Raw genomic sequence first — 17770 nt, forward strand, 5'->3', positions numbered from 1 at the left:
GATCCACTCCTCTATAGTTAAGTGATGAGTTGCCGCTGGTTGTGTCTTCTGATCTTAGCTTAATCTTCAAGGCCTGCTTGCAACTATGATAAATGTCACAATCAGGGACTTTCGGAGTAACAGTTCCACGTATATTTTGTGAAATATTTCACAACATAACTTGAAGAAAAAGCACCAGCCTTTTTCCACTTCAAACTGGTGCTCAAGTTCACGTTACCAAGTCACAAAACCTTTGGAGCCGACACCTGGCTGCATCATCATATCCATTAACGGTATCGTATAAGCAATCAAAATTAACACCACCGACAAACTGATCCACACACTCCATCGGTCCAGATAAGCGGGAGTCGCTTCAGCCTGTTCCATGGCTTCGCCGACCGGATACTCGGTTACGCCCTTCGGCGCCCGAAGCAGTGCGAAGACGTTGTACACCATCAACAGAACGCCAATGAATAATACGGTGCCTCCAACCGCCATGAACACATAGTACGGCATCCAGCCTGCTGCATCCGCATGCCCCTCATAGGTCGTGAATGCGGTTCTCCGCGGCGCACCGAAGAGTCCGACTAGATGCATGGCGCCTGACATCAGGAACATGCCTGCACACCAAATGACGGCTTGTATGATGCCAAGTTTATTCATTCGCGGCGTAAGCACTCGGCCTGTCACGGCCGGCAGCAGCCAGTAGGTGATCCCGAAGAACGTTAACGCCACGCTTGTCGCGACGGTTAAATGAAAATGTCCGGTCACCCAAAGTGTATTATGGACGACTGCGTTCATTTGGTTACTGGCATTAATTAAACCGCCTGCGCCGGCCGGAATAAAGATCAACATCCCCATGAACGGTGCAAAAAACCGCACATCTTTCCATGGCATCACTTTGACCCAACCGAACAAGCCCTTAGCTCCTTTGGCACGGCCATTCAGCTCAAATGTCGCAAATAACGAGAAGGCCGTCATCAGCGACGGAACAACAACCATGAAGGTCAAGACAACCTGCAGGTACTTCCAGAATGAACTGATACCCGGCTCCATCAGCTGATGGTGAAAGCCTACAGGAATCGAGAAGAGCAGCAGAAGGACAAAGGATAGTCTGGCTAGCGCATCGCTATAAATGCGGCCTCCTATAATCTTCGGAATGATCACATACCAGCACATATACGCAGGCATCAGCCAGAAATACACGAGCGGGTGGCCGAAATACCAGAACAGGGTGCGGCTGAGCATCACATTGATCGTTTCCACCCATCCGAAGGACCATGGAATGAGCTGAATCAGAACCTCGGCGGCAACACCGAGCGTAGCAATTTGCCACATCAGGAACGTGATGACCGCCATGAAAGCGAACAGCGGAGAGAGCTTGCCTTTATGCGTTTTTTTCCAATACTTCATTTGGTAGAAGATCCCCCACCCGCTAATCCAGCTGCCCACCACTAATAGGGCTAATCCGATATAAAAGTAAGGGGAAGCTTTCATAGGTGCGTAGAACGTATAGAGCACGCTCGCTTTTCCCGTCAAAACCATAACGACTCCGAGGGCTGTTCCCGCCGTCAATAAAGCAAACCCAAGCCAACCCATACGGTGTACAATCGGCAGCAATTTACCGCCCAACGTATATGAGATGCCGGAGTATAGAAAACCAATAATAAAGTAAGTCGTAAACACAATCCCCATCAAAACACCGTGCGCCGTCAACAACTCATAATAGCCGATGCCATATGGCAGTTTAATCGTCCCGCTCTTCACCATCGTTTGCAGCAGCCCGGCGAATCCTCCAATGAGCAAAGCAATGAAAGCGACGATGATATGAGCAACGACAAGCTTACCGTCTTTGAGATCGAATTTGTGTTCAAACCTATCCAAACGTTTTAACTTCATGCGGATATCCCCCCTTCTGTGAAACTTTCTGTCATTTTACGATAATGGTTGTTTTCATATATTCGTGCGCCCCACCGCAATATTCATTGCATAAGATGAGGTACTCGCCCGGCTTCGTAAATGTATGGCTCACATGGCTCACTTCCCCTGGAACAATCATCATATTGACGTTCGTCCCCGGAATCTCAAAGCCGTGTACGACATCCTGGCTCGTGACGATAAAATTAATCGTAGCTCCTAGAGGCACTTCCATTTTATCCGGCGCATAGCCGAAGGTAAAAGCGGTCATCACCGCTTCGTACTCTTTCTCCCCTGTCTGATGCAAACCGGGTTTGTCGAATGGAGCCGTCTCTTGGACCTTGGAAGGATCAATCTGATGATGATGCTCGCTCGGCGGCTTTACCCCCATGGCAAATGCGGAGACACCCAATACGCCGAGAAACACGAATAGCATACTGATTCCAATTGTTAGCCAAATTTTCTCTAGTTTATGAATATGCATGGCCTACCCCACCTTAATGAATAATGATCTGTACTATTGTCTTGCAAGAAATAATATGAAAACAGCAACCCAGCTTATGGCCAGAAATGCACCTAGCAGCATGACTGCGGCAAATGTGCCCTTCAGTGCTGGTTCCTGATCCGCTTTATCGGTCCTTACTCGATCTGGTTGTTCATTGCCTAACTTTCTAGCATTCATATAAGACCCGCCTCCAACTTTCAATTAGCTGTGCTATGTCCCTATTGTAGAAGCATTCTCCCGCAACCACTGTGATTCATATCACATCCGCTCAACTTAAAACGGAATCTTTGGTTACATCCCCGGCATCCAAATGTTTTGCAAAGCCTCGTACTCCTCCATAGTCTTCATACTGGAAATGAAATTCAGATCGACTCCGTTCTCCTGAAAGTATCTATCCGCTAACTCGCTCCAGAAGATATGATCCAGTAAAGCCGATAGCGTGGTTTCACCTCTATCCAACAGTGGAACAATTCTCGTTGTGCATGCGCGGTCATAAATGCCATGAAGGGGAATTAACTTACCCGCCACGAGCGGAATCACAGCCTCAAAGCCATCCTGCTTTCTGTTCCGCATAAGCTCAGCGGCTTGGGATGAAATGAATGGCATATCGCAGCCTACGACCCATACAGAGTTATGCTTGGCTAACGATAATGCCGCGTGCATGCCGCCGAGTGTCCCATGACCAGCGAAAAAATCAGTAATAATGCGTACGGAGCGATCCAGAATCGGAAGATATGGCCTGGGATCGTTAGTTACGACGATAATTTCATCACACACGGTCCTCATCCGATCCACTTGCCGGACAATGAGAGGCTGTCCGCCAAACGGAAGCAATGCTTTCAGTTCTCCCTTCATCCGACGGTTCGCTCCACCGGCCAAAATGACTCCTGTAAGCATCACCATCACTCTCCCTTAATCAAGTTTGTATAGCTTTACTTTAATCAAATGCATAAGCCCTGTAAGTGAAAAATGTCACACCCATTCAGGGGGGCTTGTGACATGGATCACATGGATCATGAAGGGAACGAACCCCCGTGCGACTTCATGATAAAAACCCTAGATCATTCAAGGATGAATGTTCTAGGGTTTTCATTTGTCTAAACCTTATAAGCCCGCATCGCCTTCCTAAGCTCCCGCCAGGTAGGCCGTTTGCCGTACATCAGTACGCCTGTGCGGTATATTTTGGCGGCGATCCACGCCATAGCGCCGATCGCAACCAATTGTATCGCGATGGACAGCCACACCTCCCAGATAGCGGGAGAGCTCATGCCGATCCGCAGGAACATGATCAGCGGGGAGAAGAACGGCACGAAGGACATCGTGACGACGAAGCCGGCATTCGGGTTGTTCAGCCCGAAGATCGCGATCATGAAGGCCGCAACGATCAGCATCGTAACCGGCATAATCGCCTGCCCCACATCCTCCGTTCGGCTGACCAAGGAGCCCACCGCTGCGAAAACCGTGGCATAGATGAAGAAGCCCAACAGATAGAAGATCAAGAAATATGCGATAAGCGAGATCTGCATGTCTTCCCAGTTCAAGTTCATCTGCGAGACGAGCCGGCTGCCGCTCGACAAGCTGAGATTGACGACGGCGACAGCGATGGATAGCGCAATTTGCGTGAGCGCCAGCAAGCAGATGCCGACGATCTTCCCGAACATCTGCTTCAGCGGCGCTACGCTCGTAATGAGCAGCTCCATCACCCGTGAGCTCTTCTCGGCGGTAATCTCCATCGCTACCATGTTGCCGAAACCGATAACACCCATGTACAGCATGAACAGCATTACATATACGAGCGCATAGGACATCACCATTTGCGATTCGGTTTTGCCTGCTGCCCCCTGATCATTCAGCATGATCTGCACGGTTTCCAGCGAAACGGGCGCCTGAATGATCGCTTTCTGTTCAGACGCTATGCCTGCGCCCTGCAGGGCGACATCCGTCTTCACAAGCTGCAGTCCGGTTTGGAGCTTGCTCTTGAGCGAGAACTCCATTGCGCCTGGAGATTTGTAGACGGCTTTGGGGAAGCCGGCTGCCGCCGCATCTGTAAATTCCAGATAGCCTTTGATCTTCTTGTCCGCGATGAGCTGCTTGGCCAGCGCCTCATTTCCCGCAGCGCTGCCGGCATCCTGTAACGGGACTATCTTAATGTCCGGGTTATTCTGCGTATTGTAGTAAGCGGCCAGCTTATTCGCAATTTCCGCTTGTTTGCCCGGGAAGACGCCGACCGTGGCCGCCTCCTGCGAAGATAGCTTGGCCATGATTGCAGGCAGATGGATGAGCACGGACAGCAGGACGATCAGGATCAGACACATTACGCGGAACGACTTGGAACGGAAACGGGTCATATACGTAAATTTGATAACGGTTAGCGTGCTATTCATGTGCGTTTCCCACCTTTTGAATAAAAATTTCGTTCAGTGTGGGCTCCATAATTTGAAAGCGTTGGATGCTGGACTGCTCCATGGCATGCCGCAAAATAGACTGCGGATCGGCTGACGAATCGATGCGCAATTGGTACCCGCTCTGCTGCCGCTCGGCCGCCCTTACGCCCGGAAGCCGCTCCAAACCTTCGACCTGCTCCTCCGTCTCCAGCACGATACGCTCCTTCGGAAAAGACGCTTTGATCTCCTTCAAGCTGCCCTGCAAGATCGTATTCGAGCGGTGCAGGATACAAATATGTTCGCACAGCTCTTCCACATGATCCATGCGGTGACTGGAGAACAAGATCGTTTTTCCTTCGTCGCGCAAGAGTTTGACCATCTTCTTCAACAATTCCACATTCACCGGATCAAGCCCGCTGAAAGCTTCATCCAGAACTAAGATATCAGGATTATGTATGACGGCGGCAATGAATTGAATTTTCTGCTGGTTCCCTTTGGATAGCTCTTCGACTTTTTTATGATAGTATTCCGGCACTTCGAACCGTTCCAGCCAAGTCTTGAGCGCGGCCTCCGCTCGCTTGCGGGTTAAGCCCCTGAGCTCGGCTAAATAAATGATTTGCTCGCTTACTTTGATCTTGGGATACAAGCCGCGCTCTTCCGGCAAATAGCCCATCAAACGCGTCAGCTCCTCGCGGTAACCGCGCCCTTGCCACATAATGCTTCCGGCATCCGGATAAATAAGGCCTAACACCATGCGCATCGTTGTCGTCTTCCCGGCTCCGTTCGCGCCTAACAGCCCGTAAATTTCGCCTTGCTTCACGCGAAGGTTAATCGAGTTCACGGCGGTCTTCTCGCCGTACTGCTTGGAGACGTTGTCTACCGTCAGCGGGTATGTCACGTTCTGCACCTGCCTTCCTGTCGAAGTAACTTGCCTATCCCTAGTTTACAGGAATTTGGAAAATAACTGAAATGCTGCGGCCACCGCGCAAAAAAGGCAAAAGCAGGACGCGCCCGCTTTTGCCTTCGTACATTAGTTAAACTTGATCAAACCTACCGAGTACAAGAAAACGAAGATAATGAGAATCGGTGCCACATAACGCAGCAGGAACATCCATGCCTTGTACCAGAAGCCCGTCAGGCCGGCTTCTTCCCCCGCCTTTTTCCACGCATACGCAGTGAACAAGGTCACGATTAACCCGCCGAACGGCATCAAAACATATGAGGTGGTGAAATCCATCCAGTCAAAAATGCTTTTGCCGCCAGGCGTGAAATTGCCGAGAACCCCTCCGACGGATAGGCCGGATGGAACCCCTACCAAGAAGCACAGAACGGAAAGAATCGTAGCTGCTTTTTTACGGCTCCACTGCCATTTATGCATCGCATAGGCGACCGGCACTTCCAGAATGGAAATTGCCGACGTCAAGGCCGCAATAGCAAGCAGCAGGAAGAATAACCCCCCGAAGAAAGCACCGAAAGGCATCTGCGAGAACGCGGCAGGCAGCGCCATGAACGCTAAGCCCACACCTTCGCCAGGCTTCAGCCCGTAGGAGAACACCGTAGGGAAAATGACCAAACCGGCAATGAAGGCATAGAGCAGATCGCCAAAGCCGATGGCCAGCGTTGCTGCGCCAAGCGATTGTCTTTTTTCCACATAGGAACCGTACGTCAGCATACAACCCATGCCTAACGACAAGGAGAAGAAGGCATGTCCCAGCGCAACAAGCGCAGACTCCGCATTGAGCTTGGAGAAATCCGGATTCAGGAAGAACGATACCCCTTCCGAAGCCCCTGGTAGTGTAAGCGAGCGGACCATCAACACCAGTAAGATCACCAAAAATCCAGGGATCAAAATTTTGTTGAATTTCTCAATCCCGCCCGATATCCCTTTGGCGATAATTCCGCCTGTGATGAGCATAACGAGGGCTTGCCAGAAAATTGGCCAGTAACCGCCGGCAAACGATACAAACTTCTCTTTATAATCCGAGCCATTTTGGAACAAGAGTCCGGTAAACGACTGGGCTGTGTAATGAAGCGTCCAGCCTGCAACGACGGCATAGTACGACATAATCATGAAAGCGGTGATGATCGACAGTAACCCGAAGGCTCCCCAGTATTTTTTGCCTGTCAAATTCACAAAGGACACGGATGCGTTCCCTCTGCCGCCGCGGCCGATCGTCATCTCTGCCAGCAGAATCGGCAGCCCGACTATGATTAAGCACACGATAAAAAGCAGGAAAAAAGCAGCCCCCCCATACTTGCCCGTAATATAAGGGAACTTCCACATGTTACCCAGCCCGACCGAACTGCCGATCGCAGCCAAAATAAAGCCGGTAGAGGTGAACCGCTCCGCCGCCCCTGCTTTCTTGCTTGAAGCTTGCAATGATGTCTGATGATTACTCATGATGCACTCCTTAACTATATCTTGATTCTATTAGGTTACCTAAATAATTGACCACCGTCATCTTGTAAAATATGACAACCACCCCGCTGAATTGGCCGACCCGTTTTGGCTGCCACCGGCTAAGGCCAAACCTCACCTTGCCTATTCTAACGGACACAGCGTACCTTATTGTCAGGTTTTTGAAGCAAACCGCGCCCCAAATGGGCAAATAACTGCACGTGTGTCCGTTAGACGTTCCAAAAAGCCCTTTTTCAATGAATAAAGGCCCGTGTGTCCGTTAGTATTTGCTCACAACAAAAAAACCGAACCCGTGAACATCCACAGGCTCGGTTTTCTTTTATAAACCAAATATCGCATCAATCACAGGCTTCGTCGTACCGCCCGGATACATCAGATACAGCAGAACATACACCATCACACCGGTAGGCGCTGTAAGCAGCCACACGATCGCCGCCACTCTTCCAACCTTTTTATGCTTCAGGAACTTGTTCTTATAAGCCAGCCACAGCGTGATCAAACCAAGAACACCGCCGAGCGTTGCCAGAGCAATATGGAAGAATAGGAATAAATGATACGGCAGCCTCAAGCTCTCGGGCCCGCCAAATGAAGTATTGCCTTCGAACAGCGTGCGAGACATATAGATAATGAAGAACGCCAATGCGAAGATCGCTCCCAGGACCATCAGCTTCTGATGCGTGTCCCGGTTGCCTTTCACAATATGATACCAGCCGAACCCGACAAAGATGGCGCTGATCACAATAAACATCGTAGAAATCGTCGGTAAAATGTGCATCTCCCTAAATCCTTTCTTCTAAGCGCGATTCCAGTTCCCGCCCTGATTATTCAAGCCCTCTTGTACTTCCGTCAGCTCCATATCGTCGTCATCCTTCCGCTCTCTGCGATACCAACGGAAGAAGATATACGCAAGAACACCGCCATAGACGACTTCTTGAACGATTTTCATAAGAACACCGCCAAGCTGTTGATCATCAAGAGGCGACAAATGAGGGAACGGCACCGTCACATTCGCATACATGTCATAAATGATCGTGTCTGCGAAAATAATAAGCGCACAGGCCGGTGTCAGCAAGACGCCATTACCGAAGATATAGGCCATCTTCTTCAGATCGTTCAAGCGATTCAGCTCATCGATCGGACAGAAGACAGGGAACCACATCATGAACGCTGTAAACAGCAGTACCGTATGGTAGCCGAACAATGCCAGATCATTGGTCATCAAGTAATCCATAATCACCGGCATATGATAAATCGAGAAGAGCATGTTAAATAAGAAAAGCGCAATGAGCGGACGGGTAAAAAAGGTAAGCACAACGCGGAAAATAGCATTCTTCATCAGCGGCTGCAGCATCCATCCCCGCATCCCTTGCCAGATCAGAATCGGCACGACTAAATACAGAAGCGTTTGTTGAAGCATATGCATACTGAACAAGTAGTGATGGCCGATATAATTAATCGGACTGCCTTGACCGATGTAGAATAGCGCGAGTCCACTGTAGAAAGAGATCCGCTGGCTGGCCGAAACCGTCTCGAAATTTGCAGGCTGCCCATTCCCCTTAGTGACAAAGCGATGATATACATATCCGACAACAACGACCACCAATAGTAATACAGGACTCCACAACTCGAAAAATCCACCAATTTGGCCCATAGCTGATCTCTTTCTCCTTTCAACTCGCTTGAAAACAAAGAGGAGGCACTTTGCCTAGACAAAGTTGCCTCTTCCTTGATGGCTTACCACCACATCCAATATACGGCTGTAATTACACCAGTCAGAGCTACGAAAGCTCCACCCGCAATGAAGATCAGTGGAAATAAGTGACCTCTTTCTTTGGCATGCATCCAGAAGAACAACTGAATGACCGCTTGCACAAGGGCCAAAGTCACGATAAAGATGAGAATGAACGAACGATCCAAGTCTCCGTAAAGAACGACTGCGAATGCAAGCATGGTCAACAGGATCGAGATAATGTAAGACAAGTAGTGATTCAAAGGAGATTCATGTTTGACTCGTTTGTTAGGTGCGTGTGTATCATGAGAGTTGCTGCTCATCTTAGTGACCCACCTTCCCCATCAGATAAACGACTGTGAAGATAAATACCCAAACCAAGTCAATAAAGTGCCAGTACAGTGCTGCTACATAGAACTTAGGAGCTGTAACAACGGTAAGACCTTTCTTCAGTCCTTGTAAAATCAACAGCGTAATCCAGCAAATACCGAACGCTACGTGAGCTCCGTGGAACCCGACAAGCGTATAGAACGAAGTTGAGAAAGCACTTGTTGTAAACTTATGACCTTCGTGAACATACTCAACGAACTCATAAATCTCAAGACCCAAGAACGAAAGACCGAACAATACCGTAATCAACAGCCAGAACAATAGTTGGCCAAGCTTTTGTTTGTGCATCGCGATAATCGCGAATACACTTGTCAAACTACTTGTTAAGAGGATAAATGTCGACCAGCCCACTGTGCTGAGCTTGAAAATTTCCTCTGCTGTAGGACCATCTGGAACAGAGTTGCGAAGCGCGATGTAAGTCGCGAACAAGCAACCGAACAATACAACCTCGGCGCCAAGGAATAACCAGAATCCGAGGACCTTATTTTTCCCTTCGAGGGTAGCCGTTTCCGGATTAGCAGGCAGTGCGCCCGTGTGATGACTACTCATGCCTTTACCCCCTTGTCATTTTCAAGCTCTTCTTTCTCAATATGCCAACCGTGGTCGTCATAGACCGAACGCAAGAACATCGCGATCAGGGTGATGACCAAACCCGCGCCTGCAACAATGTAGTTTTTGTACATGAAACCAAAACCTGCAATGAACAAGCCGATGGACATAACGAGCGGCAGGATCGACGCGGACGGCATATGAATCGAACCAACAGGTTCAGCCGGAGTCATCTGTTTGTTACCAGCCATTTTCTCTTTCCAAAGTGCATCATATCCGCGAACGAGCGGAGTTTGTTTGAAGTTGTATTCAGGTGCAGGTGAAGGAATTGCCCACTCCAATGTGCGGCCATCCCATGGATCGGCTGCAGCTGTAACCGGTTTTCTCATTGTAGAGATGATGTTGATCAAGAACACGATAGTTCCAAGACCCATCAAGAATGCGCCTACTGTAGAAACCAAGTTCCCTACTTCCAGGTCATAGCCTGGCTGGTACGTAAATACCCGACGCGGCATCCCCATCAGACCCAAGAAATGCTGCGGGAAGAACGTCAAATGGAAGCCGATGAAGAACAACCAGAAATGCAATTTACCCAAACCTTCGCTCAGCATGCGGCCGAACATTTTGGGCCACCAGTAATACAGACCTGCGAACAAGCCAAGTACCAGACCACCAACGATAACATAGTGGAAGTGAGCTACTACGAAATACGTATCGTGATATTGGAAGTCAGCCGCTGGAATCGCGAGCATAACCCCTGTCGTTCCACCCATAACGAATGTCGGGATGAAAGCCGTTGCGAAGACGTTCGCCGTTGTGAAACGGATTTGTCCGCCCCATAGCGTGAACAACCAGTTGAAAATTTTAACGCCTGTAGGAACCGCAATCGCCATCGTTGCAATCGAGAAGATCGAGTTGGCAACCGGACCCAAGCCTGTTGTGAACATGTGGTGAACCCAAACCATGAAGCCCAAGAAACCGATTAACACAGTTGCGAAGACCATGGAGCTATATCCGAAAAGACGTTTCTTAGAGAACGTCGAAACGATCTCGGAGATGATACCGAATGCAGGAAGGATCAAGATATAAACTTCGGGGTGACCGAAGATCCAGAATAGATGCTCCCATAGTACGTTGTTACCGCCTCTGGCTGCATCGAAGAATGCTCCGCCGAAGACACGGTCAAACATCAGCTCAACCAAGGCGACTGTAATGGCAGGGAAAGCAAGAACGATCAAACCGGATGTGATGAATGCAGCCCATGTAAACATCGGCATACGCATATATGTCAGACCAGGTGCACGCATGTTGATGATAGTAACGAGGAAGTTAATCCCCCCGATAAGCGTACCGATACCGGCAATTTGCAGACCGAGTACATAGAAGTCTGTTCCTTGCAAGTTATTTTCAAGCGTTTGGCCCCAACCGGAGTCCGTGATCGAGGACAACGGAGCGTACCCCGTCCATCCGGCATCCGGTGCACCGCCCAAGAACCAGCTTGTGTTCATCAGAATGCCGCCCGCGAAGAACAGCCAGAAACCAAGCGAGTTCACGAATGGGAACGCAACGTCCCTTGCACCGATTTGTAGAGGAACGATGGCATTCATGAATGCGAAGATGACCGGCATCGCCGCAAAGAAAATCATCGTAGTTCCGTGCATCGTTGTTAATTGGTTAAATGCATCGCCGACGAAAATATGTTGGTCGGGGTAAGCCAGCTGAATCCGAATCAGAATGGCTTCAAGTCCACCTACGAGGAAGAAGAACCCGCCCGCAAGTAAGTACAGGATACCGATTTTCTTATGATCGACTGTTGTAAGCCAATCCATAAGTCCGGTATGTTTTTTTACTGGATGAGAGTGAGCCAACGTATGAACCTCCTTTACCTGAGAAGTTTATTTCAAAGTCTGTAAGTACTGAACGATATCGTTAATTTGGGCATCGTCAAGCTTGCCGCCTGCTTCTTTGCCGAAGGCCGGCATTTTGTTACCTGGCTTCTGCTCTTGTGGATTATGTATCCATAAAGCCATTTTCTCAGGCGTATGTTCCAGAACACCAGCAAGCGTATCGCGGTCTGCGAAACCTTTGAGGTTCGGAGCAACACCAGGGCCGTTAGCTGTAACAGCGTGGCAAGACATACAATTTTCTTTGAAAAGTTCTTCACCTTTCTGTGCAGTTGCCGGCACAGTAACAGGCGCTTTCATTTTCGCTACCCAAGCATCGAAATCAGCTTGACTCTTAGACTCAACTGTGAAATTCATCAAGGCGTGAGAAGCTCCGCAAAGCTCTGTACATCTTCCTTGGAACGTGGAGATTTCATCAGCTTGCAAGTAAAGCGTATTGGAGATTCCAGGGTTCGTATCTACTTTACCGCCCAGGGATGGTACCCAGAATGCGTGAGAAACGTCCGCGGAAACGAGTTCGAATGCAATGATTTTATCCTTTGGTACAACAAGCTCTTGAGCTGTTGCGATACCCAGATCCGGATATTCGAACTGCCACCAGAATTGATGTGCAGTGACTTTGACGTGAACGGCGGCTTTGTCCTGCGTGTAATTCTTAGAATGTTTGAAAGTGTAGGATACTGTCGGCACCGCAAGCACTAACAGCAAGAGAATCGGAACGACGGTCCAGATGATCTCAAGCACGTGGCTTCCTTCCACTTGTTTCGGTATGCTGTTGTCGCCATCGCGTTTCTTGTAGCGAACCAAAACATACGCATAAATTGCAAAAACGACAATTACGACAAAAACCATGATAAAGAGACTTAATTTCATCAGGAATAGCTGCTCTGATGCAACAGGACCTTTTGGCTGTAAAGCAGACAGAGTTGGGTCTCCACACCCGGTTAGCAAGAACGTCATTACCGCTAGAAGGGGTAGCAGACGCCATAACTTTTTCAATCGACTCATTGTATCAACCCCACTTTTAAAACATTATTTTTACCACGATGGCCATGCCCATGTCAATTCACTTTATTAACTATAAATTCGTGAAAAGTTTTTGTCAATCGCTGGAGCAGAGTTCACAAATTGTTCTTAAACCGCTCTGTAGCGATATATTTTCCCTCCATGGCTATTTCCATACACCCACCTCTCTATGCACAAAAGTGTATATTTGTGAACACGAATAAAAGGAGAGAAACATCCCATCCTAATAGACATTACACGCGATAAGGGAGGTCATTTATGATGCTCAGTAAGTTAGGTTTTCCTATTTCTGGAATGCTATTCCTCATGCTGGCTTTAACCGGATGTACGGAAGGCGGAAGGGAATATGGCAAGAGCCCGGACCATACCAACTTCGGATCCCCTGTCGACAAATCGACAGATTCCGAGAGAGCCTACCAAACGCAACAGCTCTACGGACCGGTCAAGCACGATAATACGAAGCTGGAATACAACCAATTCCTATCCAATCAGCTGAATGCCATGAATGGTGTGAATACGGCCATCGTTATGACAACGGATAAAAACGCCTATGTCGCCCTAATGATCGACAGCAGCGCAACGGGCACCAAAGGCACGACCAAGGAAGCAAACAACCAAGGTACGCTGAAAGGCTTCTATAATGATAATGCCCCGTTCAACGATTATCTGCCCTCCAATGATCTAAGCAATGGATATAATAGTTATGAAACAGCGATTCATCACGATCTTCTCTCCCATCGTTTCAAACAAGCTATGGCTGAGAAAATTCGTCTGCTTCAACCAAGTGTGATGGATGTTTACATTTCCGCCAACCGTGATTTTCTTAACCAAATGAACAACTATGCGCAAGAAAGCTGGAAAGGGCATTCGCTGATGCCGCTTTTAACGGATTTCAACCAGACCGTATCACGGGTTTTCGGTACGGCGCAGGTTTTGCCGGAAGATTAAACAACGTTCTGATGAATTTCTTCTATATATAAAGAAGATAATTACTGCATGTAGGCCGGCTCCTGTTTTCATTTGTCTGGCATTCCTGTACAATGGGGGAATCGTCTTACACCGGGGAGATTTTGGTCAATGACCAAAGTTCCCTATAAATAGTAGGAAAAAGGGAGCTGGCCAATTTACCATGTCAAATGGATTTGCCTCATTAGGAATTAGAGAACGTCTTGTCCAAGTATTACAAGCAGGAGGCGTCGTAGATCCGACCCCCATTCAACGAGAAGCTATCCCCGTGCTGCTGCAAGGCACGGATGTTATTGCACAAGCACAGACAGGCACAGGCAAAACACTAGCCTTCGTTCTTCCGATATTAGAGACCATCGATGTAGAAAGCACGGATGTGCAAGCTCTGATTATGACGCCTACGCGGGAGCTCGCGATTCAGATCACCAACGAATTGAAAACACTAGCCCCCGTTACGGGAGCTAAGGTGCTTGCGGCCTATGGCGGCCAGGATGTAGAAAAACAGCTTAGAAAACTTCAAGGGAACATACATATAGTAGTAGGAACTCCGGGAAGGCTGCTGGATCATCTTCGCCGCGGTTCTATCAATTTCTATAAATTGAAAGTACTTGTATTGGATGAAGCGGATCAGATGCTGCACATGGGCTTCCTTCATGAAGTGAAGGATATCATTGCCCAGACGTCTCCTTATCGCCAAACTCTGCTCTTCTCCGCTACCATGCCTGACCAAGTGATGAACTTGTCCAAGGCCTATATGAAAGAACCGCGAGAGATCAAAATTCAAAGCAAACAAGTCACATTGACGGAAATTCAGCAAGTGCTTGTACCGACGACCGACCGCCAAAAGCTAGACGCTTTGGTTGCGGCCATCAAACAGTACAGACCTTATCTGGCGATGATTTTCTGCCGTACGAAAGCAAGAGCCATCGCCTTGAATGAAGCCCTGCAGGAATTGGGCCTAATGTCCGACGAGCTGCACGGGGACTTGTCCCAAGCCAAGCGGGAGCAAGTCATGAAACGATTCCGCGATGGCCGCGTCGAGCTCCTGGTTGCAACGGACATTGCCGCACGCGGATTGGATGTCGAAGGCGTTACGCATGTGTTCAATTACGATGTACCGCAGGATGCCGAGAGCTATATTCACCGAATCGGCCGTACGGGCCGCGCCGGTGAGACGGGGGTTGCCGTTACCTTCGCAACGCAGCGGGATATGCCGACGATCGAGCTGATCGAGAAAGGCATCAAAATGTCGCTGCGCGGCGGCGAGTCTCAACAGCGCCGCGTACGCTCCACTTCGGAGGAATTCGCTGAGCACAGCGGCAGAGGTTCCGGGCGCCGCAGCGGCGGCAGCTCCCGCACTGGCCGCGGCGAGCGAGCCGGAGAAGGCCGCCAGGGCCGGGGCCGATCCGGTGCACGCGAAGACAGAGCCGGCGTGCAATACGGCACAGGCCGCACAGGCCGCGGCGATGCGCCTAGAGGCGCACGGCCGTCGAAGGTGAATTCGGAGCGCCATCCGAATACATGGGGCCGCGCCGTGAGCAAGGAACCCGAAGGCGTGGAAACGGGCCGCGGTGACAGCCGAAGCGCTGGCAAGACGCGCGTCACTTGGGGCCGCGGCGATGAGCGCGCTCCGCGCGCAGCAGGCCGCAGCGAAGGTGCAGACCGCAAGCGCACCGTACAGAACGGCGATCGTTCCTTCTCGCCGTACAACAAGTACGCCGGTACGGAACGTAACGATGCCGCTGGTGCTTCCCGCGGCGGCCGCGGCGGTGGACGCGGCGGCAATGCGGAGCGCGGCTCCCGCAGCGACAGCTTCGGCGCGCGCAGCGGCAGTGCGGAGCGCGGCTCCCGCAGCGAAAGCTTCGGCGCACGCGGCGGCACGCCTCGCGGCAGTGGAACCCGCGGATCAGCACCTCGCGGATCTGCATCTAAAGACGGTGCGCCGAAAGGCGGACGCGGCAGAAACCGCTAGTCGAAAAAGCGTTTTCAAAGCCAGACCTTTACCGAACAACCTGAACCATGTAAAATATAACTATGGTTGAAAATGATCCTACTTAGACAAAAATCGTTTCAACACCGTTGCAGGCACGTAGGATTTACCCCCCACTTTTCACAAATAAGGAGGTATGTTCCATGTACGCATTAAAGGACAAGGAAATGATTTTTGTATTCACCGGTCCGCACGGAGCTGGTCGTAAAACAGTTGCTGAAATGTCGGGATCTACACTGGGCATGAAGCAAGTGATTTCTTACACCACCAGACCTCCGAGAGCAACCGAGGAAGACGGTCAAGATTATCACTTTATCTCCCCTGCCCAATTCGTCCAGGCGCAGGCAAACGGTGAATTCATTGAGGTCAGTACCGTCAATGATCATTTATATGGCATCAAAAGCGCCGATATTGAACATATGTTCGAGAATAGCGGCAGCATTTATTTGATCTTGAACCGTTTCGGTGCGGAGACGCTCAAGAAGCTGTATGGCGACCGCGTCGTGCTTGTCTTCATCTATGCGCAGCGGAATACCCTCGAGGAGCGGATGAGAGAAAGCGGAGATTCCGAAGACATGATTCAGAAATATCTCTCTCATTATGAAGATGAGATGGCTTACCGCGATCAGTGCGATCACGTCTTCGAGAATGTGGATCTGGCCCATACCGTTTTTGATCTGACCAAGACGTTGGACAAATATTTGAACCGGAATCTGGTTGATCTGGATTAACATACAGCCTATAACAGGCCTGGACGTCATGCGTCCGGGTCTTTTCAATTGACGGAAAGGAGCATTTCGTTATGAAAATCATTTCTATCGAACCTACACCAAGCCCGAATTCCATGAAGCTGAACATGGATGAATCCCTGCCCGCAGGGGTTCGTACCACCTATACCAAGGATAACATCGCCGGGGCTCCGGAACCTATCCGCCAACTGATGGCCGTTCAAGGCGTCATCAGCGTGTTCCATGCAGCCGACTTCATCGCGCTGGACCGCACCTCCAAAGGGGACTGGCAGTTCATTCTGGCCAAGGCCCGGGACATTTTCGGCGAAGCTGCGGGGGCTGCGTCCGGAACCGGACTGATGGCCGAACAACCGGAGGCCGATGTTTCGTTCGGCGAGGCCCAAGTCCTCGTGCAGATGTTCCGCGGCATCCCGCTCCAGGTACGCGTGCGCGCCGGCAGTGAAGAAGTTCGGGCGGCCATGCCCGAACGCTTCACCGAGGCGGCGGTCCGCGCAGGTACGGCATCGCCGAACCTGATCAAGGAGCGGAAGCTCGAAGAGCTCGGCGTGCGCTACGGCGAGCTCAAAGACATCGCGGGCGAAGTCGTCCAGGAACTGGACGCTTCTTATGACACCGCCCGCGTCGAATCCCTGGTCTCCATGGCGATGCAGGAGACCCCGGCCGCGGCTTCCGCGGATGCCGAAGCCGGCCTGGAAGCAGGCGCAGTGCTGGAGCAGCTGCGCCACAGCGACTGGAAGCTGCGCTACGCCGCGCTTCAGAGGATTCAGCCGTCGCTGGAGACGCTGCCGCTTCTCGTCCATGCCCTGCAGGACGAGAACACGTCGATCCGGCGGCTGGCGACGGTGTACCTCGGGGACATCAAGGAGCCCGAGGTACTGCCTTACCTGTATCGCGCCTTGGAGGACGATACGGCTTCAGTGCGCCGGACAGCGGGCGATACGCTGTCCGATCTGGGCGACCCGGCCGCTATGCCGGCCATGGCGAAGGCGCTCAAGGACCGCAACAAGCTGGTCCGTTGGCGCGCCGCGCGCTTCTTATACGAAGTCGGCGACAGCTCCGTGCTGAAGGACCTGCACGAAGCGGCGGACGACCCCGAGTTCGAGGTCCGCATGCAGGTGAAGATCGCGCTGGAGCGGATCGAAGGCGGGCATGCCGCCGAGGGCTCCGTATGGCAGCAAATGACGCGGCGGAATGAGCTGTAAACGGTCTGCATCATTCAGGTCTAACGGACACCGCGGCCGTTAATTCCCTGAATTCAGCCGC

General features: G+C 50.6%; 17 protein-coding genes. 4 read left to right on the top strand and 13 right to left on the bottom strand.

Going from position 1 to position 17770, the window contains the following annotated elements; all coding sequences use genetic code 11:
- Window positions 1–213 precede the first annotated feature (213 nt).
- The 13 genes from J2X61_RS27130 to coxB all read right to left on the bottom strand — a co-directional run bounded on the left by J2X61_RS27130 (window position 214) and on the right by coxB (window position 12784).
- The gene (locus J2X61_RS27130; protein WP_310192306.1) at window positions 214–1878 is read right to left on the bottom strand and encodes a b(o/a)3-type cytochrome-c oxidase subunit 1; all 1665 of its coding nucleotides are present in this window, start codon (window positions 1876–1878) and stop codon (window positions 214–216) included.
- A gap of 31 nt (window positions 1879–1909) precedes the next feature.
- Window positions 1910–2380, bottom strand: a complete 471-nt coding sequence (locus J2X61_RS27135) for a cytochrome c oxidase subunit II (RefSeq protein WP_310192310.1) — start codon at window positions 2378–2380, stop codon at window positions 1910–1912.
- Window positions 2381–2413: 33 nt separating this feature from the next.
- Window positions 2414–2578 (bottom strand): cytochrome c oxidase subunit 2A, encoded by a 165-nt coding sequence (locus tag J2X61_RS27140; RefSeq protein ID WP_274467087.1) that lies wholly within the window; start codon window positions 2576–2578, stop codon window positions 2414–2416.
- Window positions 2579–2692: 114 nt separating this feature from the next.
- Window positions 2693–3298: a molybdenum cofactor guanylyltransferase gene (mobA, locus tag J2X61_RS27145; RefSeq protein WP_310192312.1), complete on the bottom strand. Its 606-nt coding sequence runs from the start codon at window positions 3296–3298 to the stop codon at window positions 2693–2695.
- 200 nt (window positions 3299–3498) lie between these two features.
- Window positions 3499–4785 (bottom strand): ABC transporter permease, encoded by a 1287-nt coding sequence (locus J2X61_RS27150; protein ID WP_310192314.1) that lies wholly within the window; start codon window positions 4783–4785, stop codon window positions 3499–3501.
- Window positions 4778–5683, bottom strand: coding sequence for an ABC transporter ATP-binding protein (locus J2X61_RS27155; protein ID WP_310192398.1), 906 nt, complete (start codon window positions 5681–5683; stop codon window positions 4778–4780). The genes J2X61_RS27150 and J2X61_RS27155 overlap by 8 nt, the downstream gene beginning before the upstream one ends.
- Before the next feature lie 132 nt (window positions 5684–5815).
- Window positions 5816–7186 (bottom strand): sodium-dependent transporter, encoded by a 1371-nt coding sequence (locus J2X61_RS27160; RefSeq protein WP_274467090.1) that lies wholly within the window; start codon window positions 7184–7186, stop codon window positions 5816–5818.
- Window positions 7187–7523: 337 nt separating this feature from the next.
- On the bottom strand, window positions 7524–7979 hold the full coding sequence (locus J2X61_RS27165) for a DUF420 domain-containing protein (RefSeq protein ID WP_274467091.1): 456 nt from the start codon (window positions 7977–7979) through the stop codon (window positions 7524–7526).
- Window positions 7980–7997: 18 nt separating this feature from the next.
- Window positions 7998–8855, bottom strand: a complete 858-nt coding sequence (locus J2X61_RS27170) for a cytochrome c oxidase assembly protein (protein WP_274467092.1) — start codon at window positions 8853–8855, stop codon at window positions 7998–8000.
- Between the two features lie 83 nt (window positions 8856–8938).
- Complete coding sequence (locus J2X61_RS27175; RefSeq protein ID WP_274467093.1) at window positions 8939–9256, bottom strand: cytochrome C oxidase subunit IV family protein; 318 nt, start codon at window positions 9254–9256, stop codon at window positions 8939–8941.
- Window position 9257: 1 nt separating this feature from the next.
- Complete coding sequence (locus tag J2X61_RS27180; RefSeq protein WP_274467094.1) at window positions 9258–9872, bottom strand: cytochrome (ubi)quinol oxidase subunit III; 615 nt, start codon at window positions 9870–9872, stop codon at window positions 9258–9260.
- Window positions 9869–11701, bottom strand: coding sequence for a cytochrome c oxidase subunit I (ctaD, locus tag J2X61_RS27185; RefSeq protein WP_396135513.1), 1833 nt, complete (start codon window positions 11699–11701; stop codon window positions 9869–9871). The genes J2X61_RS27180 and ctaD overlap by 4 nt, the downstream gene beginning before the upstream one ends.
- Before the next feature lie 66 nt (window positions 11702–11767).
- Window positions 11768–12784: a cytochrome c oxidase subunit II gene (gene coxB / locus J2X61_RS27190; RefSeq protein WP_274467097.1), complete on the bottom strand. Its 1017-nt coding sequence runs from the start codon at window positions 12782–12784 to the stop codon at window positions 11768–11770.
- Window positions 12785–13060: 276 nt separating this feature from the next.
- Here coxB and J2X61_RS27195 point away from each other — a divergent pair, with 276 nt between their 5' ends.
- The 4 genes from J2X61_RS27195 (at window position 13061) to J2X61_RS27210 (ending at window position 17709) form a co-directional block, all read left to right on the top strand.
- On the top strand, window positions 13061–13750 hold the full coding sequence (locus J2X61_RS27195) for a YhcN/YlaJ family sporulation lipoprotein (protein ID WP_274467098.1): 690 nt from the start codon (window positions 13061–13063) through the stop codon (window positions 13748–13750).
- A 181-nt stretch (window positions 13751–13931) separates the two neighbouring features.
- Complete coding sequence (locus J2X61_RS27200) at window positions 13932–15740, top strand: DEAD/DEAH box helicase (RefSeq protein WP_310192320.1); 1809 nt, start codon at window positions 13932–13934, stop codon at window positions 15738–15740.
- Window positions 15741–15901: 161 nt separating this feature from the next.
- The gene (locus tag J2X61_RS27205; RefSeq protein WP_310192321.1) at window positions 15902–16489 is read left to right on the top strand and encodes a guanylate kinase; all 588 of its coding nucleotides are present in this window, start codon (window positions 15902–15904) and stop codon (window positions 16487–16489) included.
- Between the two features lie 71 nt (window positions 16490–16560).
- On the top strand, window positions 16561–17709 hold the full coding sequence (locus J2X61_RS27210; RefSeq protein WP_310192323.1) for a conserved virulence factor C family protein: 1149 nt from the start codon (window positions 16561–16563) through the stop codon (window positions 17707–17709).
- The last annotated feature ends 61 nt before the right edge of the window (window positions 17710–17770 follow it).

It is taken from the genome of Bacillus sp. 3255 (assembly GCF_031456485.1).
Lineage (GTDB): Bacteria > Bacillota > Bacilli > Paenibacillales > NBRC-103111 > Paenibacillus_E.